Source organism: Rhizobium sullae (genome assembly GCF_025200715.1).
Lineage (GTDB): Bacteria > Pseudomonadota > Alphaproteobacteria > Rhizobiales > Rhizobiaceae > Rhizobium > Rhizobium sullae.
In genome coordinates, this window is sequence record NZ_CP104144.1 from 2,624,614 (window position 1) to 2,648,922 (window position 24,309).

The window sequence follows — 24,309 nt, forward strand, 5'->3', positions numbered from 1 at the left end:
AGTGTCAGTTCCACGGAAGCGGGTAGTTCAACCCACCATCCTTGGCCAGGGCGTTCATACCGCGTGCGACTTTAAGTGGGCTCTTCATCCCAAGATTGTTGTCCCAAATTTCCGCGTAGCTGCCCATCTGTTTGATGACGTTGTAGACCCACTTGTCATCAAGCCCGATTGGCTTGCCGAAACCGGGCTCCTCTCCCAAAACACGCTTCACTTCAACGCTTCCTGTTTTGAGTTTCTCATCGATGTTTTTCGAGTCGATACCGTTGGCCTCGGCCCAAAGTAGCGCGTTGACGGTCCAGCGGACGATATCGAACAATTGGTCGTCACCGCGTGCGATTGCGACCCCGTTCGGTTCGACGGTATTTCCGACTCTAATAATGGCGTAGTCGTCCGGGTTCTTGGCGACCGAGGCACGTTGTCCGGCTGCGGCAGTGCCGTCGGTGACGTAACTGTCGCAACGTCCGCCGAAAAAGGCATCCCGCGCCTGTATCGTAGAATCAAAGTAAACCTTCTGCATCGATATGTTGTGCTCTTCTTCGGTCTCCTGGATTGCTGTTTCCGTAAGGCTGCCACCACCCTGCAGGCAGACCGTCCTGCCATCCAGTTGTTTGGGGTCTGTGATATTGTCCGCCTTGCGAACGAGGAGTCCGTCCACGTCGTAGAGGGTTAGCCATACGAAGCGGACCACCATATCGCGCGTGTAGGTCAAGGTTGATGTCCGGGAGAGAATGTCGATCTCGCCCGTCTGCAGCGCCGGGAACCGCTGGCCTGCATTAAGTGGCACAAAGCGGATTTTGTCCTTGTCGCCCAGGATGGCGACCGCAAAGGCCCGGCAAATGTCGGAGTCGAAGCCACGGTAGTAGCCTTTCTCGTCCGGCCGCGAGAGCCCCGGCACGCCTTGGCTAGCACCGCAGCTCACATAACCGCGCTCCTTGATCTTGTTTACGACAGTTTGAGCTTCCGCCGGCGCTCCCAGCATGGCTGAGGTAGCGATAGCGATACTGGCAAAGGCCAGCGATTTGAAAGTTCTAAGTTTCATGCTCGTGTTCCCTTTTTTCTTGATTGGATATCTAGATTTCCCGCCGGGTGGGCATGGAAGGTTCCACCATCTCGGCCGCCAGGATCCGAAATGATTTCTCGAGATCGGCCAGCAGATCATCGACATGCTCCAAGCCGATACTGAAGCGGATCAGGGGCCCCTGTATGTCGGTTCTGGTCGTTGTCCGAGCCGGCTGTGGATCAATCACAGCCACGATGCTTTTCGTGCCGCCCCAACTTGCCCCTATGCTGAAGAACTCCAAGGATTCGATCGCCGATGCGACGCGCGGGCGCGTCCACGATTGCAAAACCACAGAGAACAAGCCCGAAGATCCCAGGAAGTCGCGTTGCCACAATTCGTGCCCGGGGTGGGAAGGAAGCGCCGGGTGTAGAACGCTCAGAACTTCAGGGCGCTCCTGAAGCCACTTTGCAATCGCCAGGGCATTCGCTTCTGCGCGATCGAGACGAATGGGAAGCGTCTCGATACCTCGCATGACAAGCGAGCAGTCTTCTGGCGACACACCGTAACCAAGATAACGCGATACATCCCGAAGGCGTCGGTAGAGGGTTTCATCGCGGACGGCGACTGACCCCATCAGCACGTCCGAGTGGCCGGAGAGATATTTCGACAGAGCACAGATGGAGAAGTCGATCCCCATCGCTAGCGGTTTGAGTCGAAGCGGGGTCGCCCACGTGTTGTCAGCGGCCACGAGCGAGCCGCTTGCCCGTGCGGCCTTTACAATCGCCGCCATGTCCTGAATTTCCATCGTTGCCGAGCCAGGCGATTCGACCAAGACCAGCCTGACGCGGTCGTTGAGGAGTGCCGCAATCCCACCCCCGATCAGCGGATCGTAATAGCCGACCTCAATTCCTAGAAATGAGAGAAAGTTATCGGACAGTGTTCTTACCGGATCATATACACTGTCCGGGAGCAGCACCTGATCGCCCGCTTTGGCCACCGCCAGAATTGTCAAGACTATGGCAGCAAGACCAGACGGCACAACGTGGGAGTAGGTTCCGCATTCCAGCGACGCGATGCGCGCTTCGAGAGCCCGCGAGGTTGGGGTGCCGTAAAGCCCGTAGGAATAACCATCGTAGAAAGTCTCCCGACGGCGTTGATAGGCATCGACCGTAGGGAATACGACCGTAGAGCCACGGAACACAGGAAAGGACAGGCTTTGAAAGCCGAGTGGGGCTGTGGCGTCGTTTGTCTGAAGGCATCTGGTGTCGTCGTGCATATTTAATGTTTCCTTGGCTGCTTCCGACAGTAATCGTGTGATTGAGCCGCCACAAATGTATAGTGATCACCAAATCATTCACTGTGGTTATAATGGATCGCCATGAACCTTGCCCTGATTGAAATATTTAGCGCAGTCATGAAAACGGGCTCGACCACGAGAGCTGCTGATCTACTGGGAATTTCGCAGCCTGGCGTCAGTCGTGGTTTGAAGCGGCTCGAAGACACAACCAAACTCAAGCTGTTCGAACGCTCTGGCCCCCGGCTTACGGCGACGCCGGAAGCTCTTCTGCTTTACCGCGAGGTTCAGGCCGCCCACGCTGGCCTTGATAGGTTGAAACAAGCGGCAGCACGCATCCGGGAAGTGGGGACAGGTTCGCTCAAGGTCGCGAGTTCCGCCGCTCTGGGCCTGAGCTTCATGCCGCGAGTGATCGCCAAGTATTTGAAGCACCGGCCCGCCGTATCGATTACCTTCGAAATCGCGGGCTCGTCTGCAGTTCGTGATCTGGTGGCGAGCGGTTTGTTCGATTTTGGGCTTTGTGCCGATGAGATCGACACTACCAATCTGGTCGCCGAGCCTTTCATTGAAAGTTACGGTGTATGTGTGTTCCGAAAAGGTCACGCACTCGAAAGTAAACGTATCGTGAGCCCGCTTGACCTCGAACGGGAACGCCTGATCTGTCTCGCGCCTGAGGACACCGCTCGAAAGCAACTCGACCGTCATCTCGCCGCCCAGGGTGTGTCGCCTCGCATGATCGTGGAAACGCAATTCTCAGCCACAGTCTGCCAACTTGCGATCGAAGGCGTGGGCGTGGGCGTCGCCAACGTCCTAAGCTACGTGTCAGAGGGATACGAAAAAGCAGGACTCGTTGCCCGCCCCTTGCTTCCCGCAGTCACCTTCGTGACATTGCAGATCCTGCCGCCACAAAGGGCAAGATCGCGTCTTGTGGATGAGTTTGCAGCGGATCTCATGCAAGAGCGCGATCAACTCCTGCAGGAATGCAGCAGCTATAGCCCGCATGGTCGCTAGGGGTCGCGAAAGCGCAACATGTTGGAAGATCGATTTCTCAAGCGCCTGAGTAAGAAAGCCCGGAAGGGATTGCGGGGATGGCCAATTGCAACGATTGCCTTCTACGGTCCGAACCTGAGCCAAGCAACAAAGGTCGCTGTTGGCATCGTCCCATCCGAGAATGCAGCAGTGGAAGAGTTGCGCGACTGGAAAGTGGAACGCGGCGATGTCCGCGCCGACCCCGCCATTGCCCGTGAGATACTCGAATTTATCGAGGAGCATCAGGCGCAATCCGTCGTGATGACCGATGGCATCATTGGGTGCCCTCACCAAGAAGGGGTCGATTACGACGGCGAATGGTGTCCAGTTTGCGAGTTTTGGCACGGACGAGATCGCTTTACAGGGCAGAGCGTCCAATAGTTCTGCTGCAAGGGGGAGGCTTATCGTAGTCGGCAGTCTGTCAGGGACGACCGATTGAGACGGCCGTGAGCACTACGCCGGCCGGGCTAACGCGGCTTTCGAGTTGCCTTTTAACTCCGACGAAGGGTGCCACCGGTCTCCGTCATCGCTGTCGCGCTGATGCGAGTGCCGCGCATATCAGGGCTATTTTACTCTCCTGGAGAGAGCGACAAAGCCATCTTGGCCGTCGCCGGTGATCTGTTCCCGATAGCACGGCCCTAATGCCGAATTCAGCGGAATCGTCAAACGGTTGCCCGTTCCAACTCCGCAAGGCGCTCCTGGCAGATGGTCGCGACAATCTGATGGAGATGCTCCGTCCGCTCAAGCAGCCAGCCTAGCGCCTCTTCGGTGATCTCGAAGTGCTTCGAGTATCGGGCCTTGACATAGGCTTCGTTGAGAATGTTGTACCAGGCAGTATAGCGGTGCTGGTCACGCGGCCAGGCGTCGATGAGCCGGCGGTCCTGATCTTCGGCGAGCCCGCGGAGGAATTTCAGATTGTGCGACGGCGGGCTGTAGTTGGTCAGCGTGAGAAGCAGACAGGAATACGCGGTTTCAACCGCTTGGTGGAGCATGAAAGCGGCGAGGGCCAAGTTGGTTTTGCTGAGATAGAACCTACTTCCGTCGGCGAAATCTTTTGCATTAACGAAATGCTTCGCAAAATGCTCCTTCGCCACCCTATACGCATCGGTAGCGGAAAGCTTTCTTGGTTCGGCGAGCGGCCGGTCGTCGAGCTCGTAGAGCACGATGCCCTCGCGCAGGATGTCGACGAAGAAATACTGGCCATCGGCCAAAAAGTTGTTCACCTCCCTGGCGCCATGGACGATCAGCCCGACCGGCGTCTTCACGCCTTTGTCCCAAAGGAGCCGGTCGGTTGTTTTGTCCCAGTATTGTGGTTCGGCCAGTTGTTTGGAATTGACGATGACGAGGATGTCGTAGTCGGAGCGGTAGCCCTTCATCGTGTGCGGCTCGTCGACCCAGGTGCCGCGCGCGAAGGAACCGAAAAGCAAAATCTTTAAGATCCGGCCGCGCTTCTTGAAGGCGGCCGACGTGCCTGACAGCGCGTCGGCGAACTCCTCATGGATGATCGCAACGACGCGGGCAAGCTCGCGCTGCTTTTCTTCCGGCAGATGTTCCAGGGACGATCGCATGGGTTCATCGATAGGCCAAAGACGATTCGCCGTCCACTACTGGAAACTGTAGGAACCGCGGCATGGAAGACGAAGGATTGATCCGGCGGTGAAATCGATCGATGACCTGCGGAGTGTCGAGCGACCACAATCGCTGCACCGTCCAGAAGAGGTGGGGGCCTGCATAGTTTCCGCGCCAGACAGGAACTTTTTTGTCAAAAGCGGCGTTTGGCTGCTGTCACCGGACTCGACCAAGTCGATGACATTCATGGGGCTCGCTGATATGGCAGGAGGCGAGCCCCTTCCGTATCCGGGTTCGCTTCAAAAGTAGATCGACATGACCAGATCCTGGTCGAAATCCCCGAAACCCTTGCCGAAAATGTTCATGCCGCCCGGATTGTCCGCCTTCTCGTCAATGCCGATGCGGAAGCGAATGGAATGATGATCGGCGATGCCAAGCGAGACGATCGTCTGTGTCGAGACCATCGCACCATCGATCCAGGTTCCTTTGTCGTCGATCGTCCAGGTCTTGAGCTTGCCGTATTGCGAGCCGCTGAGTTTCCACCAGGCGGGCGAATACATGCCGCGCCGGTCACCGAAATCACCCGGCGACGTCCAGTGACCGGCCTTGATGCCATTCACCCAGATCGAAATATCGGACGGCCAGTTGGCATTGGTCGCCGGCGTCTCGGAGCTGAGCTCGGCCGAAAACTCCAACTTGCGGATCTTTCTGCCCGTGACCCTGGCATTGTTCGGGAATTTGTATTCCACGTAGCCACGGGTGAACCACAAAAGCCCGGCCTGCATGCGCTGCGGGTCGAGGAAAACTTCCTGCACGTCCAGCATGCCGATGACATTATTGACCGAGCACAGGCCGCAGGGCGCCTCCACTTCGAATTCCGTAAAGAGTCCGATCGGCATGCTGACGGTAACGACGTCGCCGGAGGACTTCGTGCCGTTCGTGTCGAAGCGGATAAGAATCTCGTCATAGATGCTGGAGCAGACCTTCTGATTGCCTTTCGTCGCCTTCATCGTCTGTGTCTGGATAAGACCCGCCTGTTCCAGCGCTTTCAAATTGGTCGCCGTCGTCGACTGCGGCAAGCCCATGTGACCGGCGATGTCGTTGACATTCAAAGGGCCTTTCTGGCGCAGCAGATTGAGCATTTCGATGCGCGTCGCTGATCCTAGGGCGTGGACGACTTCGCCATCCTTCATCGGATCGACTGTTAGAAGCTTAGTCTCCATGCTCGACTACCGGTTCTCCAGTCTTTCTTGGTTGTATTTCGCTGATATCATGCGGCATGGACAGTGTCGCCGTCTTTTCTGAAGGTGCCGGCCCGCGCCTCGGGAGAGCCATCGCGGACCGGCGGGGCCTTCTCACCTCGGCCCGAAAGGTATGCTTCATTCGTCTTACCCCTTGATGCCGGAAGAGAGCATGAGCGCCTGTGTCACGCGCTTCTGGAAGAGCAGATAAGCCACTGCGACCGGCATGGCTGCGAGGATCGCGACGGCCATGTCACGGGCATATTTGACGCCGAAGGCATCGCTGATTTGGGTAATGCCGACGGTGACCGTCATCATGTTCTCGGAGCTCGTGACGAGGAAGGGCCACAGGAAGGCGTTCCAGGCCATGATGTAGGTGATGATCGCCAGTGCTGTGGTAATGCCCCAGTTCAGCGGCAGATAGAGCTTGAAGAGGATCTGGAACTCGCCGCACCCGTCGAGCTTTGCCGCTTCTCGCAGTTCTTTCGGAACAGAATCGAAGAACTGCTTGTAGACGATGACGACGACCGGCACGATCAGCTGCGGCAGAATGATGCCACCCCAGGTGTTGATCAGGCCCAGCCGGTGCATGAGCACGAATTGCGATACCACAAGGGCTTGCGACGGCACCATGAAGCTCGCGAGGATTATACCGTAGAGCAGCTTTCGCCCCGGAAACACGATCTGCGACAGCGCATAGGCGCACATCACGCTGATGACGATGACGACGACGGTGACGGTTATCGAAGTCACGATCGAATTCAGGTACCAGGTGGCGAGATTGGTCTGAAACAGGGCAAAGTAATAGGCGGAGAAATTGAAGACCTCCGGAATGAAGGTCGTTTTCATCACCACCTCCTGCTCCGGCTTGATCGACGTGACGACTGCCCAATAGATCGGGAAGGCCCACATGCAGGCGATGCAGAAGGTGAGAACGAGAAGAAGCGCGTTACCGATGGTCTTGCCGGGCATGTGTCAGCGCTCCCTTACGCGCAGAAGCTGGTACTGCAGCACGGAAACGACAACGATGATCAGGAAGAGCATCACTGCGACGGCCGAGCCGACGCCACCGTGGTTGAGGCGGAAAGCCTCGCGATAAACGAGCTGCAGCAGCACATAGGTGGAATTGAACGGTCCGCCCTCGGTCATCAGATAGACCTGGTCGAAGATCTTCAGCTGCAGGATGAGCTGAAGAGTGAGAACGAGCGCTGTAACCGGCCAGATCAGCGGCCAGGTGATGCGGCGGAAGCATTGGAGGCGCGTCGCACCGTCGAGCATCGCAGCCTCGTAATAGTCCTGCGGAATGTTGCGCAGTCCGGCGATGAAGAGCAAAAGGTTGAAGCCGTTCGTCCACCAGACCGTCACGAGTGCCACCATCGGCATCGCCCAGACGGGGTCACGGAAAACGCTGACGCGCTTGCCGGTGAAGAATTCGATGATGTGCTGCGCGATGCCGAACTGCTGGTCGAGAACCCATTGCCATATCTGCGTCACGACCGATACCGGCAGGATATAGGGGATGAAGAAGAGCACGAGTATCAGGCTCTGCAGCCAGCCCTTCAGGCGCACGACCATCAGCGCCAGGCCAAGTCCGATCAGCGTGTTCGGAATGACCGTCAGCACGACGAAATAACCGGTGTTCCACACCGAGGTGTAGAAGAGCTTCTGGCCGAAGAGCTTCACATAGTTGCCGAAGCCCACCCACTGGCCCTCGCCGATCAGCGGCGCGTCGGTGAAGCTCAAGGCAAACATCTTGTAGACCGGATATGCAAAAACGACCAGATAGGCGATCAGAAACGGCGCGATCATGACGATTGCCGTCAGCGTCTTGCCTCGTCTTTCACTGCTGAACACTAAGCTTCTCCTTCAAGAGCAGCCGCCGGCCGGAGGGTGGCTCCGGCCGGCGAATTCTCACATCTGGCTCTTCAGTTCTTCGCGCATCTGTTCGATCGCGTCTTCCGGTTCGAGCTGTCCGTTCAACGCCGGAACCACGAAGTTCTGCGTCGCTTCGTAGATCGGACCGCCAACGCCCGCGAGTTTGGAGACCGGATCGAAGACGGCCGTGTCTGCGAGCTTTGCATAGGTCGCATTCGGCTGCATTTCCTTGAATTCCTTACTGTCGGTCACCGGCTTGTAGGCCGGGATGTGGCCGGCGTTAGCCCAGGAAATGCTATGCTCGTTCATCCAGTTGATGATCTCGAGCACGATCTTCACCTTCTCCGGAGAGATCGGCCTGGCTTCGCTGTTCGGAATTGCGAAGGAGTGGGAGTCCGCCCAAGTCGCCTGCGTGCCCATCAGGTTCGGGATTTCGATGGCGCCCCATTCGAAACCGAGATTGCCATTCTTCTGCAGATCGGCCATCGTCGGCACCTCCCAGACGCCGTTGATATGCATGGCGGCCTTGCCGGAGGTAAAAAGCGCAATCGAGGCTTCATAGGAAATCAGCTTCGGCGAATAGCCGGTGGAGACCCAGTTTGCCATGGTCTTCAGCGCATTGACGCCGGCATCGCCCGGCAAGATCTCGTCTCCCTCGATGAACTTCGCGCCCTGCTGGGCGAGCAAGGTATAGAAGACACGCCACATCGAGCCGCCTTCGTCGGTGTGCAGCGACAGCGGATACTCGACCTTGCCCGTTGCCTTGATCTTTTCAAGCGAGGCATTGAAATTGTCGAGTCCGTCGAGACCCTTAGGCAGGCCATCGTCGCCGAGCAGGCCGGCTTCCTTCAGGATGGTCTTGTTGTAGTAAAGAACTATCGAGTGAATATCGAAGGGAATGCCGTAGACCTTTCCGTCGGAGGTCGCCTGCTTCCAGCTGGCGTCGACGTAGTTCTCCTTCTTGATGCCTGCCGCTTCCAGTTCTTCCGGCGCCAGCGGGCGAAGGATGCCGCTCGGCACGGCCAGCGGATAGCGCGACATGTGATAGGTCATGATATCCGGCTGCTGGCCGACGGCCGCAGCCGTCTGGACCTTGGTGTAGAACGGCACGCCCCACTCAAGTGTCGTGGCGTTGATCTTGATATCCGGATGGGTATCGTTGAACTCCTTGATCAGCGCCTTCATGCGGACGCCGTCGCCTCCGCTTAAGAAGTCCCACCAGGTAACGTCCGTCTGTGCGAATGCGGCTGCCGAGGGCAGCAATGCGATTGCCGCCGAAACGGCCAGTTTCAGTATCTTTTTCACGTCGGTTCCTCCTCGATTAAAGCATCGGTTATGACCATCCCGCAGCACGGGATGGCTTTCGTTGCGAACCTCCTCCAAGGCCCACAATCCCATTCCAGCATTTATTTCCGAAATCCGGGTTCAGACGCCCAGATTCCGGGTATCAGCTGAGCCTTCTGCCTTCGCTGTCGAAGGCCAGCATTTCGGGCACTCTCAGAGAGAGGCTGATCTTTTCCTTGGGCTGCGGGCGGCTGTCGCGGCACTCGACCGTCATTTCAGTACCGCTTTTAGTCAGGATGTGCAGGTAGCCGGTCCCTCCCAACTCCTCGGTGAACTCGGCCACGGCCGCAAGCTTCACGGTGCCTTCGCTCGCCACAAGCCCGATGTGCTCGGGACGGACGCCGACATGGACAGATGTGCCCCGCGCGAGCCTCGCGCCGGTCGGCAAGTCGAATGGTTGGCCGGGCGCGTCGTCAAGCTCGACCCGCAAGGAGCCTTGCCCGGCGCTCATGACTTTTGCCTTCAGGAAGTTCATGCCCGGCGAGCCGATGAAGCCTGCGACAAACATGTTTTGCGGATCCCGATAAAGTTCGAGCGGCGCGCCGACCTGCTGGACGACACCGTCCCTCAGCACGACGATCTTGTCGGCAAGCGTCATCGCCTCCACCTGGTCATGCGTGACGTAGACCATGGTCGCGCCGATCTGCCGGTGCAGACGGGCGATCTCCATGCGCATCTTCACGCGCAGTTCCGCATCAAGGTTGGACAGCGGTTCATCGAACAGGAAGACGCGCGGCTCGCGCACGATCGCCCGGCCGATCGCCACGCGCTGACGTTGGCCGCCGGAAAGCTGGCTCGGCTTGTGACCGAGGTAGTCGCCGAGACGCAGAATATCCGCCGCCGCCTTTACCTTCTGCTGAATCTCCGCCTTCGGCCGGCGTGCGATCGATAGGCTAAACGCCATGTTTTCGAAAACGGAGAGATGCGGATAAAGCGCGTAGGACTGGAAGACCATCGCCACGCCACGCTTGGAAGCCTCCCTGTGCGTCACGTCGTCGTTCTCGATACGGATTTCCCCGCCGCTCGTCTCCTCCAGTCCCGCGATCATTCTGAGCAACGTCGACTTTCCGCAGCCCGAAGGGCCGACAAAGACTGCGAACTCACCCTGTTCGATCTCGATATCGACGCCATGAATGACCTTGAACGCGCCGAACGACTTGCTGACATTCGTCAGCTTGATACCAGACATGCATCCTCCCGATTGTCGTTTTCATCAGGGCGGCTCCCCCGCCGCCCCATGGCAATCAGTTACGCCGAAGCAACAGACAGCAGTATGAAATGATAGGACTTCGCCGGCAGCGAACCGATGAGCGCACCCTCGTCGGTGACGGAAAGACCCGACCCCGCCTTGGGGACGACGCGGTTCTGGTCCTCGACCGAGTTCCTGGCTTTCAGTTCCTCGCCGGTCATGACGTGATGCTGCATGACCGTGAGGCCCTTGAAGCCCTGCAGGTCGACGCTCAAGTCCATCGCCTCGTTAAGGCTGCGGTTTATCGCAAAGAGCGCAATGCTCTTGCCGTCGTCGTGCAGCACTGCCGACAAGTCGAGATAGGGAACGTCCTGGGCAACATCGCAGTCATAGGTTGGACCAGAGGCGGAAACCGTCAGCGCCGTGCCGCGTCCGTATTTCGAGGCAAACTGCAGCGGATAATAGATCGACTGGCGCCATGCGGGGCCGCCTGCCCTGGTAAGGATTGGTGCAATCACGTTCACCAACTGCGCCATGCAGGCGATCTTGACTCGGTCGGAGCGGCGGATGAAGACATTGATCAGCGAAGCGACGAAGATCGCATCCTCGAGATTATAAAGCTCCTCGAGAAGCGGCGGTGCTTCCGGCCAATCCCAACTGGCGATACGCTCGCCGTCTTCCTTGCGGTCGTGATACCAGACGTTCCATTCGTCGAAGCAGATCTTCACGTCGCGCTTCGACCGCTTCTTCGCCTTGATGTAGTCGATCACACCGCCGATGGTGACGATATAGCGGTCGAGCTCGATCGCCTTGGCATAGTAGTTCAGCGTGTCGTTTTCTTCATTGCCGAAGTACTTGTGCAGCGAAATGTAGTCGACGCTGTCATAGCTGGCATCGAGAACCGTCGCTTCCCATTCGGGATAACTCTTCATCTTGTCGTTGGACGAGCCGCAGACCACTGTCTCCAAAGTCTTGTCGAAATACTTGAAGGCCTTGCTGACCTCATTGGCGAGGTGACCGTATTCGGCGGCACTCTTGTGGCCGACCTGCCAGGGACCGTCCATTTCGTTTCCGAGGCACCAGATACGGACATCGTGCGGATCCTTGTAACCGTGCTTGACGCGAAGGTCGCTCCAGTACGTTCCGCCCGGATGATTGCAATATTCGAGGAAGTTGCGCGCATCGTTCAGACCGCGCGAGCCGAGGTTCATGGCGAGCATCATCTCGGTATTTGCGAGCTTCGACCAATCGGCGAATTCGTTGATGCCCATCTGATTGGTTTCACGCGTCCGCCATGCGAGATCAAGCCGCGTCGGACGCTGGTCCCGCGGGCCGATACCGTCTTCCCAATGATAGGCCGAAACGAAATTGCCGCCGGGATAGCGCACGATCGGCATGTCGAGGTCGCGCACCATATCAAGAACGTCGGTCCGAAAGCCGTTCTTGTCCGCTTTTTCATGGCCCGGTTCATAAATTCCGGTATAAACCGCACGGCCCATGTGCTCCAGGAAGGAGCCGTAGACGCGCTTGTCGACGGTTGAAATCGTGAATTCCCGGTTAAGGGTCGCTCTAGCCCGCATGGATGTTCCTCGTTTATTGAATCTGATTTTTTGCCAAGCTATTCTGGGAAGTTTTTTTTATCAAGTATTTTGTTTTGTATCCGAAAATCAGTTTCAAAAAAGGTATGCACAGGCCGATGGACGGCCTGTTGGGCAGGATGCTTGCAGTGATCTTTCGGTTTGAAAAGAATGTGTTAGAGCTGCGGCGTCAGCATTCCGAAGCGGTCGCGGATCGTGCTGCAGGTGTCGCCGCCGAGACGCGCGATGGCGTCGACCTCGGCCGGGTCGACGCGCAGCCGCTCGGGATCGACGACCCCGTTGCGATAGTGCGCGTAGATGATCTCATCCAAGATGATCTGCCGCGATTTGCCAAGCTCTAGCGTGACATGCCGGCGGCATTCGAAGGCGGCAGGAGCTTCCGCAATCCATGGCGAAACGACCTTTTCGCCGGGCATGGCCGTCAGACCAGCCTGCTTCAATTCGTCGACACCGCGCGGAAATTTCCCGCCGCAGACATGCATAGCCTCGGCGATCGCAAACGAGACGATGTTAACGGTGAAAACCTCGGTCATGCGGATATTGTGGGCAGTATCCTTAAAGGACATGTCCGGATGGTTCTCGACGCCGAGCGCCAGGATCGGCGGATCGGCCGATAGGCAGTTGAAGAAGGAAAAAGGCGCGGCATTGATGCGGCCGTTCTCATCGACCGTCGTCACCAGGGCGATCGGCCGCGGAATGACCGTGCCGATCATCAGCTTGTAGCGCTCGCGCTCGCTCAGTGCCGTAAAGTCGAAGGAGATGCCATCTCAGCTGGCTGTCCCCATCGCGGCAAAGCTGCTCATTGCGCCCGTGAAGGGCTTGGGAAGCGGCGAGGCATAAGAGCCGCGCTTGCTGGTCGAAAGCCCGAGCGAGACCAGCGCTTCAGCCTGCTTCACGGCCGCGGCAACGCCATCGACGACCGGAACGCCATAGATCTCCTGCAGATCGCGCGCCAGATCGGTCATGCCCGCACAGCCGAGCACGATCGCTTCGGCACCATCCTCGGACAGGGCCTTCTCGATTTCGGCGCGGAGCTTTCCGATGGCACCTGAGGCCTCGTTTTCGAGTTCCAGCACCGGGATGTCGGACGCCCTCACCTTCGCCCGGCCGCCCATGCCGTAGCGGCGGACAAGATTGTCAATGAGTACGCGGGAGCGTTCCAGCGTGGTGACGACGGTGAAGCGCTGCGCGAGAAAGCCAGCCGTCGCCACGGCGGATTCGCAAAGGCCGAGCACCGGTACATCGGCGATCGTGCGCGCGGCATCGAGGCCAGTATCATCGAAGCAGGCGATGATTGCGGCATCGTAGCCAACGCCCTGGCGTTCCTTCAGCTCCATCAGCAGTCCCGGGATCGCGAGCGCCCCATCATAATGGCCCTCGATCGAAATTGGCCCCATACGGGACGTGACGGCGATGATTTCCGTCCCTGGTGCCGCGACAGCGCGCGCGGCGACCGCAGCCTTTTCGGTCATCGAAGCCGTCGTATTGGGATTTACCATCAATATGCGCATGTCAGCTGATCTTTGCCTGCTGCCGGCTGAGCATCATCATGATGCCGAGCGCGACGAGGATGATGGTGAAGGAGAAGAGCGTCGTCACCGTTCCGAGCGCATAGAGCACCGGCGTCGTGACGTTCGTCGTCATGCCGTAGATTTCGAGCGGGAGCGTGTTGTAGGTGCCCGACGTCATCAGCGTGCGGGCGAATTCGTCATAGGAGAGCGTGAACCCGAAGAGACCGACGCCGATCAGGCTCGGCAGGATCATCGGCAGAACGACATGCCGGAAAGTCTGCCATGCGCTGGCGCCGAGATCACGCGCGGCTTCCTCGTAGGCGGGAGAGAACCGGTTGAAGACGGCAAACATGATGAGCACGCCAAACGGCAGCGTCCAGGTGAGGTGGGCGCCGAAAGCCGAGGAATACCAAGCGGGCTTCAGGCCGCCCTGCTGGAAGACGACGCCGATGCCGAGGGAAATGATGATCGAGGGAACAACGAGGCTCGCAACGGTCGCATAAAACAGTGCGGTCGAGCCGCGGAATTTCCGGCGGAAGGCAAGGCCTGCGAGCAGTGAGACGACGACGGTAACGACCATGACCATCAGCCCCAACGTGAAGGAGCGTTTAAACGAGGCCCCAAAGTCGCCGACGGCCTGCTTTTCGAAAAGGTTGAAGAACCAGTGAACCGAAACGCCGTTCAGTGGGAACGTCAGGCCGCCGTCCGGCCCCTGGAATGATAGAATGACAATCGCCGAGAGCGGGCCGTAGAGAAAGAGCACGAAAACGATAAAAAAGACCGCAAGCACGTAGAATTCGAAGGTCCGCTTTTCGTGGTTCATCTCAAAGCTCCTTGCGGATGTCGACGACGCGCAGGATGGCGGCGACCATCAAGAGCACGACGACCAGAAGTACCACGGCGTTGGCGGCAGCGGCCGGATACTGCAGCAGCGACATCTGGTTTTTCATCATCAGTGCGACGGAAGCGCTCTGGCCACCGGACATGACCTGCACGGTCGAAAAATCTGCCATTACCAGCGTCACGACGAAGATGGTGCCGATCGCGATGCCGGGTTTTGCTAGTGGGATGACGACGTTCCAGAGGATTTGCCAGCCGCTGGCACCGGCATCGCGTGCCGCCTCGAACAGCGAGCGGTCGATACGCATCAGCGTGTTGAAGATCGGCGTCACCATGAAGAGTGTGTAAAGATGCACCATGGCGAGGACGACGGCGAAATCGGAATAAAGCAGCCACTCGATCGGCTGCGGGATGAGCCCCGTCTCGATCAATGTCGTGTTGACGAGCCCATTGCGGCCGAGCACCGGAATCCACGAGATCATGCGGATGATGTTTGACGTCATGAAGGGGACCGTGCAGACGAGGAAGAGGATCATCTGCGTTGAGGTCTTGCGGATATGGAACGCCAGGAAATAGGCGACCCAGAAGCCGATGAAAAGCGTCAGCGCCCAAACGATGACGGTGAATTTGAGCGTATTGAGATAGGTCTTCCAGGTGACCCACGAACCGAGCGTATCGGTGTAGTTCATGGTGAGGAAGGCGGGATAGAGCCCTGCGAAGTCATAATCCCAGAAGCTGACGAGCGCGATCATCGCGATCGGCAGCAGGAAGAAGAAGCCGAGGATCAGGAAGAGCGGCAACGCCTGAAGATAGGAGATCGCGGAAAGCGGCAGGCGAAAGCCCCCGCTTCGAACGCGCTCAGTCGTCTCACTGGGTTGTGCGGAAGCGATCGTTGCCATCTGCCATCCTCTCGGACATTGCGAAAACCAGGGAGGGAAGGGATCCGAAAGACCCCTCTCCGACCCACCCACGGGGAGGAGCGTTTTTCTGCCGCAACCTCTCCGGACTGCCTCCCCGTGTGGGGAGGCTTGGGAGGGGAAAGCGGCGAACACCTTAGGCAGCGATGAACTCGTTCCAGCGGCGGAGCATGTAGCGGTCTTCGTCCATGACCGAATTCCAGCAGGCGACAGCACCCATGCGGGCCTCGAAGGAGCCGCCATCGCGCACGGCACCGGCCTTTTCCATCACCTTGCCTTCCGGCGAGAGGATGTCGCCCTGGGCCGGCTTGCCCTCGATCCAGTAGCCCCATTCGTCAGCCGACATGAAGCCCTTGGCGGTTTCCATGCAGGCGGAATAGTAGCCCTGGCGGTTGAGGTAGCCGCCGACCCAGCCGGACGTGTACCAGTTGATGTACTCGTAGGCGGCGTCGAGCTGAGCGCCCTTGAGGTGCGAGGCAATGCCGAGACCGCCGCCCCATGCGCGGTAGCCTTCCTTGAGGGGCTGGTACTTACAGGCAATACCCTTGGAACGGACAGCGGCGACAGCCGGCGACCACATGGACTGGATAACGACTTCGCCCGAAGCCATCAGGTTGACCGACTCGTCGAAGCTCTTCCAGAAGGCGCGGAACTGGCCTTCGCTCTTTGCCTTGATCAGGAACTCGATCGTCTTGTCGATCTCTTCCTTGGTCATGTTGCCCTTGTCGGCATACTTGATGTTGCCCATGGCTTCCATGATCATCGCCGCATCCATGATGCCGATCGACGGGATGTTGAGGATCGAGGTCTTGCCCTTGAACTTCGGGTCCATGATGTCGGCCCAGGTCGTGATTTCACGGCCGACAAGGTCCGGACGGATGCCGAGCGTATCGGCGTTGTAGATCGTCGGAACCATCGTCATCCATTTCGTCGGTTCCTTGGCGAAGGTCTTGGAATCGACCCCTTCAACGAAGCCCACGGTATGCGGTGCAGTACCCTGCGCAATGACGCTGTCCGGTTTCATCTTGCCGTTGATGAACAGTGGCACGATCTTGTCGAAATATTTCAGCTTCGACGTATCCATCGGCTGAAGAACGCCGGTCGGGAAGACCTTCTTGGCAATCCAGTATTCGATATCGGCGATGTCATAGCTGTCCGGCTGGGTGACGGCGCGCTGTGCAGCAGCATCCGAGTCCGTTGCCGTCATTTCGAGCGTGATACCGAGATCTTTTTTGCACTGTTCGGCGATCGCATTGATGTTGGAGACGCCCGTGCCAAACTGGCGGAGCGTGATGCTGGACTGCGCCCAGATCGTCGGAAAGCCGGTGATCAGGCCCGAGCCGGCGGCAGCGCCGACTGCAGCAGCGCTCGTCTTCAGCAGCGAACGGCGGGAAATCCCCTTCTCCGTCTTGGTGGTTTTCGTTTCAGTCGTCATGTCAGTTCCCCTTTTTTCGATAGCTAATTCATGCATGGCCGAGCAGGACTGCATCCTCCAGGGCCCAACTCAGAGACACCGCATCGCCGACCGATACGGGTTTGGCGAAGTAATCGCCGTCGCTCGCGATGACCGTGAAGTCGTCGCTGCCCGCGCCGATTGTGGTGATCTTCACCGAAGCGCCGCGATATTCGATGTTGGATACGACGCCGTGGAAGCCGAGCGTCTTTTTTGCTGGCGCTTCGAGGCGGACACGATCGGTGCGGACGCCGATATCGACAGCCTCGCCCACCTGCCTGCCCTCACCGCGCACGGAAAATGTCTGGCCTTCCGGCCCCTTAAATGTGATCACGCCAGCTTCGGCAGAGACGATGCGACCTGAAAGAACGTTATGGTCACCCATGAAACGGGCGACGAAAGCTGTTGCCGGGCGCTCGAAGACCTGGCGGGGTGCTGCCGCCTGTTCGATCTTTCCGTCATTCATGATGACCATGATGTCGGCCAGCGCCATCGCCTCTTCCTGGCTGTGCGTTACATGGACGAAGGTTATGCCGAGCGTCTTTTGAAGTTTCTTCAGTTCGGCGCGCATGCGGATCTTCAGGAACGGGTCGAGGGCCGAAAGCGGCTCATCAAGTAGCAGCGCTTCCGGATTGGTGATCAGTGCACGGGCCAGCGCCACGCGCTGCTGCTGGCCGCCGGAAAGCTGTGCCGGACGCCTGGTCGCGTAGGCTTCCATCTGCATCAGCTTCAGCATCTCCAGCGCCTTGGCCCGGCGCTCGTCCTTTCCGATCCCCTTCATCTTCAGGCTGAAGGCGACATTGTCGACAAGGTCGAGATGCGGAAAGAGCGCATAGGACTGGAACATCATCGCCGTGCCGCGCTTGGCCGGAGGAAAGTCTGTCACGACCGTATTGCCGAGGCGGATATCGCCGGAGGAGATGCTTTCATGGCCGGCGATCATGCGAAGCGTCGAGGTCTTGCCGCAGCCCGAAGGGCCAAGGAAGCAGCAGTACGATCCAGCAGGAATCTTCAAGCTGATGGCGTGCACAGCGGTTGTCGTGCCATAAACCTTCGAAACGGACGCTATATCGATTTCTGCCGCTTTCAACATCACGTCTTCCCCTGTTCGAGAAAGACGATGCATCCGCCGTGCCAGTTTCCGTCGCCGGCATCAAAACCTTACGAATCCATCGGGATTTGGCAAATCCATCGAGGCGCTTCATTGCGTGGCATTCCGCGACCTGCACAGGAAATAGGCTCTTGTCTGCAATTTATGCAGATGATCGTATACAATTTGACCCGTGTTTTGCTTGCAAATTCCGTTTAACTTTTCTTCCGAAGCTGGCTATCATTGTGACGATTCTTAGGTATCCGATTTCATGAAGCCCACCTCCTCCGACGCAGTTCTGCCGGCAGACGATTCAGCCGAAACGAGCACCCAGCAAATTCGCGACGCGATCCGCGATGCAATCATCGAGCGACGGCTTTCGCCAGGCACGAAGCTTTCCGAGGGCGATGTCGGCAATCTCTTCAACGTCAGCCGCACGCTTGCCCGCGCCGCGCTCCAGGCCCTGTCCTATGAGGGTCTCGTCAGCGTCGAGAAGAACCGTGGCGCCTTCGTCGCCTATCCGTCCCCGGAAGAGGCTCGTCAGATCTTCGCTGCCCGCCGGCTGGTGGAGCCTGGAATTCTGCGCGAAGCCGCCGCGCGCATTACGCCTGCGCAGATCCAGCACCTGAAGCAGCTATTGCTGGAAGAGGGCCGCCTGATGGGCGAGCGCGGGCAGACCGCACGACGCGCCGAAATCAAGGCCTCCGGCGATTTCCACCTGATGCTCGCTTCGGTCTCCTGCAATGCCATCATGCAGCGCTTCATGGAGGAACTCATCGCCCGCTCCTCGCTGGTCATCGCGCTCTACGGTCAGTCGACCGTATCAAGCTGTGGCCATACGGAGCACGGCGAAATCGTTACGGCTATCGAGCGCAATGATCTCGACACCGCCTGCCGCCTGATGGTGCACCATATTTCCCATATCGAAGCCGATCTCGACCTCCGCGAACGTAAGAGCTTCGGGTTAAAAGAAGCCTTTGCAATGTAGGATCCAACCAGCCTGGCGGACGAAGGCGAATACCGGCTGTCGGAGCATCGCCAACTCGGCTTCACTGCGGTGGCTTATCGGCGAAATGAGCCATGGCAAACTCCGCCGCATGCTGATTGGATCTCCTGGCTTGGTCGAGCCAGAACGGAAACAACGAGGCCTCATGGAACAGGCCCGGCACGACGTCCAGTCGCGCATCGACGTTTGCAGCCTTCAGCTTTTTGAAAAGACGCTGAACATCCCCCCGCAAAGCCTCCTTGTCGCCGACCTGCAGGAGGATCGGAGGGAAACCTGAATAATCGCTATTTATCGGCGACACGGTTTGAAGCGAGGGGCTCCCCTTCCCCGCATATTCCCTCCCCACCTGCTGCAGCCACTCGCGGCCGACGGAGACCTCGTCTTCGCCATGACCCGGAACCGCCGCACCTTCAAAATCGGCAACCGGGCTGATAGCGATCACGGCAGCGGGCTTCTCGCCGTTCCTGGCGATCTGGCGAAGAGACATTTGGAGCGCTAACGTTCCGCCGACGGAATCTCCGATCACCACAATGTTTGCCGCCTCGTAGCCGGATTCAAGCAACCATCGAAATGCAGTGACCGCATCCTCGACCTGGCTCGGAAAGTGGTATTGAGGCAAAAGCCGATATTCGATCAGAAGCACATCTGCAGACGACGCCTTCGCGAACGACGCAGCGATGTTGCGATGGCTACGCATGGAGCCGCTATAAAAGCCTCCACCGTGGAGAAAGAGGATGGCCCGTTTGCCAAGCGGGTGGTGGAGGCGAGCGGGCCAGATCAATTCGCCCTCAACGCCATCGGCATCGACCTGGCGTATCTGCACGCGGGTTGGCTCAGGCGTGGCCCGCATCGCCTCCTCGAAGCGCTGCCTTCGATCGCGAAAATCGGTCTTGTCATCGACAAGCCGCGTGATGATTTCCTTGGCGCGTGATCGCGGATCCGACTTTGTTGCGCTGGGATTGTCGGCGCGGGCAGTGCCGATCATCGGTGATGATGCCAGAAGCAAGCATGCCATCGCCCTGCCAGCCAAACCGGTTTTTGATCGCAATGCCATGAAGCTCCTCTCCATTCTCGCCTCGCCTGAATATCAGTGGGGTTCGCCAAGACTGTAGCGGCAATTGCTATCGTGTAAAGAAAGGGCAGCAAGTGCGAGGAGCATTATCCCAAGCCTGCCGCAAGGTCCCCTCAGGCCACTGGCGCGGCCGCTGGCATTTTGGCTGACGGGCGCGGCGGCTGGTCTGAGCATGGGATAACAGCAGTCTTCGCTGCCGCGTCCGATCGATCGTGTCAGTCAGCGGTTATCGCCGCTCTATCCCATGTTTCGGCGCGCTGCATCAACGATACCATGATCCACTTGCGCAACGAAAAGCCCGACGCGGGAGGAGATGCGCCGGGCTTCGATCGTGACTGACAGCTTGGGAGGAGGAGCGCTGCCCGTCGGACCGAAGCGGCTCGGGAGGAGGTGAATCGCTTCGGATCATCATAAGCTAATGCTGCGATGCAGCAAATTCAAGCCTCGCGACTGCGCCGATGTCGCATACCTTGAACGGAACAGAAAAGGCCGGGGCGAGCCTCAGCCCCCTAACTGAAACAGGAATACTTGCTGTCGCAAGAATCGATCGCATAACTTCGAACTTGCGATTGAGTTTTGCGACAGAAATCATCGTGAGCTTTCAGAGCCGGTGATTTTGTTGCGAAGATTAGGATTTTTCTCTCCTTTGCTTGTTTCGGGCTGGCTTCATTAGGGGCTTGACGGAGTTAGGACAAATGACCTAATAGAATAGGACAAGTGACCTACGCCTCTTTGAGGAATATTCATGGCCGCCGAAAGGCACCGGAAGACCAAGAAGGAAGCACTACGATGGGAAATCGGGCGACACGCGAGGAAATTATCCGCGTAGCCGACGATCTTTTCTACCGCAAGGGATTTGATCACACATCCTTTGCAGACATCGCCGAGCTCGCGAAGATTTCACGCGGCAACTTCTATTACCATTTCAAGACGAAGGACGACATTCTAGAAGCGGTGATCGAGAAACGCCTGGCTGATCGCAAGGCGATGCTGGAGCGATGGGAGATGGAGGGCAAGACACCGGTAGAGCGGATCACCAGCTTCATCGACATCCTGATCGTGAATGGGGATAAGATCAAGCTATATGGATGCCCGATCGGAACGCTAACGAGCGAGTTGGCGAAGCTGAGCCATGTAGCGCAGGCAGACGCCAGCAGGTTGTTCATGCTGTTCCGGACGTGGCTTCGCCGTCAGTTCGTCGCACTCGGCCGAGAAGCCGATGCGGATGCGCTTGCCATGCATCTTCTCTCCCGCAGCCAGGGTGCTGCGACCCTTTTCAATGCCTTCCAGAATCCAGACTTCGTTCAGCGCGAGGTTGATCAGATGAAGGACTGGCTGAAGGATATTGCGGCCGAGGGCTCCTAACTCACCGAGAAGAGGCCGAACAAACGTGTCCAATGCTGTCATAACGCGGGGACGCCTCTCTTCCACTCCATCACAGCTCAAAAAACGGAACAGTTCATGTTTATCGTATTTCTCAGGTTTTCGTCCAACAAGATGCAGGCCGCCCAATTCCTTGAGGGACATAATGCCTGGATCAAAGGAGGCTTCGACAGCGGCACTTTTCTTCTTTCAGGCAGCCTCCACCCGAACGCGGGCGGGGCACTCCTCGCCCATAATATTGATCGGAAAAGCCTTGAAGCTTTGGTCCAGGAAGATCCTTTTGTGGCAGCGCGTGTGGTGAGCGCCGAGATCCACGAAATTACGCCAGGCCGCATTGATGAACGACTTGTTTTCCTGAAAGGATGATCGGTGGGCGGAACTTTCCTGGGTCATGACAGTCGGTTGTGCTACCGCTGGTGCGCGGCCGCACCGGAGTTTCTTCATTATCATGATGCAGCGTGGCTGGGGGGCGAGCCAGCCTTGCGACTATCGCATCGCCGAAATAGGTCATTGCCGGCGGAGCCGTAGGCATCACCTTCAGCAGCCGGGCTTGTGCCGCCAGCCGCTAAGCCAGCCTCGCGGCAAACTCCAACGCTCAACATACCGCTTTTCTCCCTTAATTTCCGCTGTAGTTGCCAACAAGGCAGAGCCTGACGCTTGAATGCAGTCAGGGCTGTACAGCTAAAAGGAGGGCGCATGAGCGGGATACCGTTGGAGACGCTGCCAGAGCAGCCGGAATTAAAGCGGGTCATGGGACCCGGTCTGCTCTTGCTTTTCATCGTCGGTGACATTCTTGGAACGGGCATTTATGCGTTGACCGGACAAGTCGCCAAAGAGGTGGGCGGTGTCGTCTGGCTGCCGTTCCTGGTTGCGTTCGCCGTCGCGCTGCTGACCGCCTTGAGCTACCTCGAACTGGTGACGAAATATCCGCGCGCCGCCGGTGCGGCACTTTATACGCACAAGGCTTTCGGCATCCACTTCCTCACCTTCCTCGTCGCCTTCGCCGTGATGTCCTCGGGCATAACGTCCGCGTCGACGGCCTCCCGTGCCTTTGCGGCCAACTTCTCGACAGCCTTCGGCTTCGATTTCGGCGGCTATGGCGTGACCTTCATCGCCATTGCCTTCATCTCGCTTGTCGCGGCAGTCAATTTCCGCGGCGTCGGTGAGAGCGTCAAGCTCAACGTGCTGCTGACAACGGTCGAACTCACCGGCCTTTTGATCATTATCGGCATCGGCTTTTGGGCAATCGCCGGCGGACAAGGCGACGTTTCCCGAGTCTGGACCTTCCAGCCGAGCGGCGATCGCGGCGTTCTCTGGTCGGTCATCGCGGCGACCACGCTCGCCTTCTTCGCCATGGTGGGGTTCGAAGATTCGGTCAACATGGCCGAGGAATGCAAGGCACCGAGCCGGATATTCCCGAAGGTGCTTCTGGGTGGCCTCGTCATCACCGGCGGCATCTATGTCCTCGTCGCCATATCGGCGATCACCTTGGTGTCCGCTGCCGAACTTGGCGAAGGCGAAACACCGCTCTTGAAGGTCGTGCAGGCTGGTGCGCCGAATTTCCCGATCGGCATTTTCGGTATCATCACGATGTTCGCTGTCGCGAATTCCGCTCTCATCAACATGATGATGGCAAGCCGCCTGATTTACGGCATGAGTCGCGAACAGGTTCTGCCGGAAATGCTCGGGAAGGTCCACGCCGCCAGAAGGACGCCGTATGTGGCAATCGGCTTCACCACGCTGCTTGCCGTCGCGCTGATCATGTTCGCGGGTGGCGTTCCGGCGCTCGGCGGCACCACGGCTCTGCTGCTTCTCTGCGTCTTTGCGGCGGTCAATATTGCGGTGCTGGTGCTTCGCCGAGACAGCGTCGGACACGCGCATTTCAAAGCACCTGTGATCGCACCGGTGCTGGGCTCAATCACCTGCATCTTCCTTGCCGGACCATGGACCGGCCGGGATCCGGTTCAGTACCTGATCGCTGCCTTCCTTCTCGGCCTTGGCATCGTGTTGTGGTTCGTAACGGTCGGCATCATGCGCGTCAGCGGTCAGACCGCCTGAGCGAAGATCAATGCACCGGTTGCTGTTTTGCACCCCTCTTCTTCGGTCGCCTTGGCAACAGAATTGAATTGATATACTAGTATGCACAACGACATCATGTTCAGGCAATGCCATGCGGCAGGCATCCAGCTTCGAAGCCATAGACTTTCCGGCTCTTTCGGAAAGACCAGCGAAGCTGCGCCGTGTGACGGCGGCGGATGCGATTTTCGAAGGGCTTTATGCCGACATCGTTTCGCTGCGCATGCCGCCAGGAATGGCGCTTCAGGAAAAGCGTATAGCTGACGAATTCGGCGTCAGTCGCACGCCTGTGCGCGAAGCGCTGCTTCGTCTTTCGGAAGGTGGGCTTGTGGATATCTATCCGCAGTCAGGTACCGTTGTTTCACGCATCCCCGTATCAGCGATTCCCGAAGCCGTCGTCGTTCGCAAGGCGCTTGAGAGCACGACCGTCGAGAGGGCTGCCAGAATTGCCCAACTGCACGACATCGCCCGGCTCGATGCCATCATCGCACGACAGAAGGCGCTTACCGTCGTTGGCGACGCGTCCAGCTTCCATGAAGAAGACGAGGTCTTTCACCAGGCGCTGACCCAGATCGCGGGCTACCCTGGTATCTGGACCATCCTGAAGACAGTCAAGGTGCAGATCGATCGGGCGCGGCGGCTGACGCTTCCGGCCTTGGGCCGCATGGACAATGTGGTTCCCGAACACATCGCTATCCGCGATGCGATCGCAGCCCATGATGCGGAAGCCGCCCGCGACGCCATGCTTCACCACCTGAGCGCCGTCATCCCGGACGTCGCCGAGCTTCGCACGCGCTATCCCGATTATTTCTGCTGAAGCAG

At 58.3% G+C, this 24,309-nt stretch carries 23 protein-coding genes; 7 read left to right on the plus strand and 16 right to left on the minus strand.

What is annotated here, in order from left to right; genetic code table 11:
* Window positions 1-4: 4 nt before the first annotated feature.
* Both N2599_RS33470 and metC read right to left on the minus strand, forming a co-directional pair.
* Entirely contained in the window at window positions 5-1,039 is a 1,035-nt protein-coding gene (locus N2599_RS33470) for a transporter substrate-binding domain-containing protein (RefSeq protein WP_027513038.1), read from the minus strand.
* A 31-nt stretch (window positions 1,040-1,070) separates the two neighbouring features.
* Window positions 1,071-2,276: a cystathionine beta-lyase gene (gene metC, locus N2599_RS33475; RefSeq protein ID WP_037143587.1), complete on the minus strand. Its 1,206-nt coding sequence runs from the start codon at window positions 2,274-2,276 to the stop codon at window positions 1,071-1,073.
* Window positions 2,277-2,378: 102 nt separating this feature from the next.
* Here metC and N2599_RS33480 point away from each other — a divergent pair, with 102 nt between their 5' ends.
* Both N2599_RS33480 and N2599_RS33485 read left to right on the plus strand, forming a co-directional pair.
* Complete coding sequence (locus N2599_RS33480; protein WP_027513037.1) at window positions 2,379-3,305, plus strand: LysR substrate-binding domain-containing protein; 927 nt, start codon at window positions 2,379-2,381, stop codon at window positions 3,303-3,305.
* An 18-nt stretch (window positions 3,306-3,323) separates the two neighbouring features.
* The gene (locus tag N2599_RS33485) at window positions 3,324-3,704 is read left to right on the plus strand and encodes a hypothetical protein (protein WP_027513036.1); all 381 of its coding nucleotides are present in this window, start codon (window positions 3,324-3,326) and stop codon (window positions 3,702-3,704) included.
* A 281-nt stretch (window positions 3,705-3,985) separates the two neighbouring features.
* Here N2599_RS33485 and N2599_RS33490 read toward each other — a convergent pair whose 3' ends face one another.
* The 13 genes from N2599_RS33490 to N2599_RS33550 all read right to left on the minus strand — a co-directional run bounded on the left by N2599_RS33490 (window position 3,986) and on the right by N2599_RS33550 (window position 17,953).
* Window positions 3,986-4,891, minus strand: coding sequence for a nucleotidyltransferase and HEPN domain-containing protein (locus N2599_RS33490; protein WP_260308522.1), 906 nt, complete (start codon window positions 4,889-4,891; stop codon window positions 3,986-3,988).
* 300 nt (window positions 4,892-5,191) lie between these two features.
* Window positions 5,192-6,115 (minus strand): ArsR/SmtB family transcription factor, encoded by a 924-nt coding sequence (locus N2599_RS33495; protein WP_027511454.1) that lies wholly within the window; start codon window positions 6,113-6,115, stop codon window positions 5,192-5,194.
* 165 nt (window positions 6,116-6,280) lie between these two features.
* Window positions 6,281-7,105: a carbohydrate ABC transporter permease gene (locus N2599_RS33500; protein WP_027511455.1), complete on the minus strand. Its 825-nt coding sequence runs from the start codon at window positions 7,103-7,105 to the stop codon at window positions 6,281-6,283.
* Window positions 7,106-7,108: 3 nt separating this feature from the next.
* On the minus strand, window positions 7,109-7,942 hold the full coding sequence (locus N2599_RS33505) for a carbohydrate ABC transporter permease (protein WP_051336690.1): 834 nt from the start codon (window positions 7,940-7,942) through the stop codon (window positions 7,109-7,111).
* Window positions 7,943-8,044: 102 nt separating this feature from the next.
* On the minus strand, window positions 8,045-9,313 hold the full coding sequence (locus N2599_RS33510) for an ABC transporter substrate-binding protein (RefSeq protein ID WP_027511457.1): 1,269 nt from the start codon (window positions 9,311-9,313) through the stop codon (window positions 8,045-8,047).
* Window positions 9,314-9,455: 142 nt separating this feature from the next.
* Complete coding sequence (locus tag N2599_RS33515; RefSeq protein WP_027511458.1) at window positions 9,456-10,541, minus strand: ABC transporter ATP-binding protein; 1,086 nt, start codon at window positions 10,539-10,541, stop codon at window positions 9,456-9,458.
* A gap of 59 nt (window positions 10,542-10,600) precedes the next feature.
* Window positions 10,601-12,121 carry an arabinosylfuranosidase ArfA gene (arfA, locus tag N2599_RS33520; protein WP_027511459.1) on the minus strand — a complete coding sequence of 507 codons (1,521 nt, stop codon included), beginning with the start codon at window positions 12,119-12,121 and terminating at the stop codon, window positions 10,601-10,603.
* A 173-nt stretch (window positions 12,122-12,294) separates the two neighbouring features.
* Window positions 12,295-12,852 (minus strand): flavin reductase family protein, encoded by a 558-nt coding sequence (locus N2599_RS33525; protein WP_051336682.1) that lies wholly within the window; start codon window positions 12,850-12,852, stop codon window positions 12,295-12,297.
* Between the two features lie 54 nt (window positions 12,853-12,906).
* Complete coding sequence (locus tag N2599_RS33530; protein WP_027511461.1) at window positions 12,907-13,650, minus strand: aspartate/glutamate racemase family protein; 744 nt, start codon at window positions 13,648-13,650, stop codon at window positions 12,907-12,909.
* A gap of 1 nt (window position 13,651) precedes the next feature.
* Window positions 13,652-14,473: an ABC transporter permease gene (locus tag N2599_RS33535; protein ID WP_027511462.1), complete on the minus strand. Its 822-nt coding sequence runs from the start codon at window positions 14,471-14,473 to the stop codon at window positions 13,652-13,654.
* A 1-nt stretch (window position 14,474) separates the two neighbouring features.
* Window positions 14,475-15,389 (minus strand): ABC transporter permease, encoded by a 915-nt coding sequence (locus N2599_RS33540; protein ID WP_027511463.1) that lies wholly within the window; start codon window positions 15,387-15,389, stop codon window positions 14,475-14,477.
* A gap of 154 nt (window positions 15,390-15,543) precedes the next feature.
* Window positions 15,544-16,842: an ABC transporter substrate-binding protein gene (locus N2599_RS33545; protein ID WP_027511464.1), complete on the minus strand. Its 1,299-nt coding sequence runs from the start codon at window positions 16,840-16,842 to the stop codon at window positions 15,544-15,546.
* A 28-nt stretch (window positions 16,843-16,870) separates the two neighbouring features.
* Window positions 16,871-17,953, minus strand: coding sequence for an ABC transporter ATP-binding protein (locus N2599_RS33550; RefSeq protein WP_027511465.1), 1,083 nt, complete (start codon window positions 17,951-17,953; stop codon window positions 16,871-16,873).
* Between the two features lie 268 nt (window positions 17,954-18,221).
* On the opposite strand from N2599_RS33550, the gene N2599_RS33555 reads away from it, so the two are divergent.
* Window positions 18,222-18,938: a GntR family transcriptional regulator gene (locus N2599_RS33555; RefSeq protein ID WP_027511466.1), complete on the plus strand. Its 717-nt coding sequence runs from the start codon at window positions 18,222-18,224 to the stop codon at window positions 18,936-18,938.
* Window positions 18,939-18,999: 61 nt separating this feature from the next.
* Here the strand turns inward: N2599_RS33555 and N2599_RS33560 are convergent, their stop codons facing one another.
* Window positions 19,000-20,010, minus strand: a complete 1,011-nt coding sequence (locus tag N2599_RS33560; protein ID WP_157814293.1) for an alpha/beta hydrolase — start codon at window positions 20,008-20,010, stop codon at window positions 19,000-19,002.
* 807 nt (window positions 20,011-20,817) lie between these two features.
* Here N2599_RS33560 and N2599_RS33565 point away from each other — a divergent pair.
* The 4 genes from N2599_RS33565 (at window position 20,818) to N2599_RS33580 (ending at window position 24,304) form a co-directional block, all read left to right on the plus strand.
* Window positions 20,818-21,393, plus strand: coding sequence for a TetR/AcrR family transcriptional regulator (locus tag N2599_RS33565; protein WP_027511468.1), 576 nt, complete (start codon window positions 20,818-20,820; stop codon window positions 21,391-21,393).
* Window positions 21,394-21,489: 96 nt separating this feature from the next.
* A complete protein-coding gene (locus N2599_RS33570) occupies window positions 21,490-21,777 on the plus strand; it encodes a YciI family protein (protein ID WP_027511469.1) in 288 nt (95 codons plus the stop codon).
* Window positions 21,778-22,107: 330 nt separating this feature from the next.
* Window positions 22,108-23,469 (plus strand): APC family permease, encoded by a 1,362-nt coding sequence (locus tag N2599_RS33575; RefSeq protein ID WP_027511470.1) that lies wholly within the window; start codon window positions 22,108-22,110, stop codon window positions 23,467-23,469.
* A gap of 112 nt (window positions 23,470-23,581) precedes the next feature.
* The gene (locus N2599_RS33580) at window positions 23,582-24,304 is read left to right on the plus strand and encodes a GntR family transcriptional regulator (RefSeq protein ID WP_027511471.1); all 723 of its coding nucleotides are present in this window, start codon (window positions 23,582-23,584) and stop codon (window positions 24,302-24,304) included.
* Window positions 24,305-24,309: the final 5 nt, after the last annotated feature.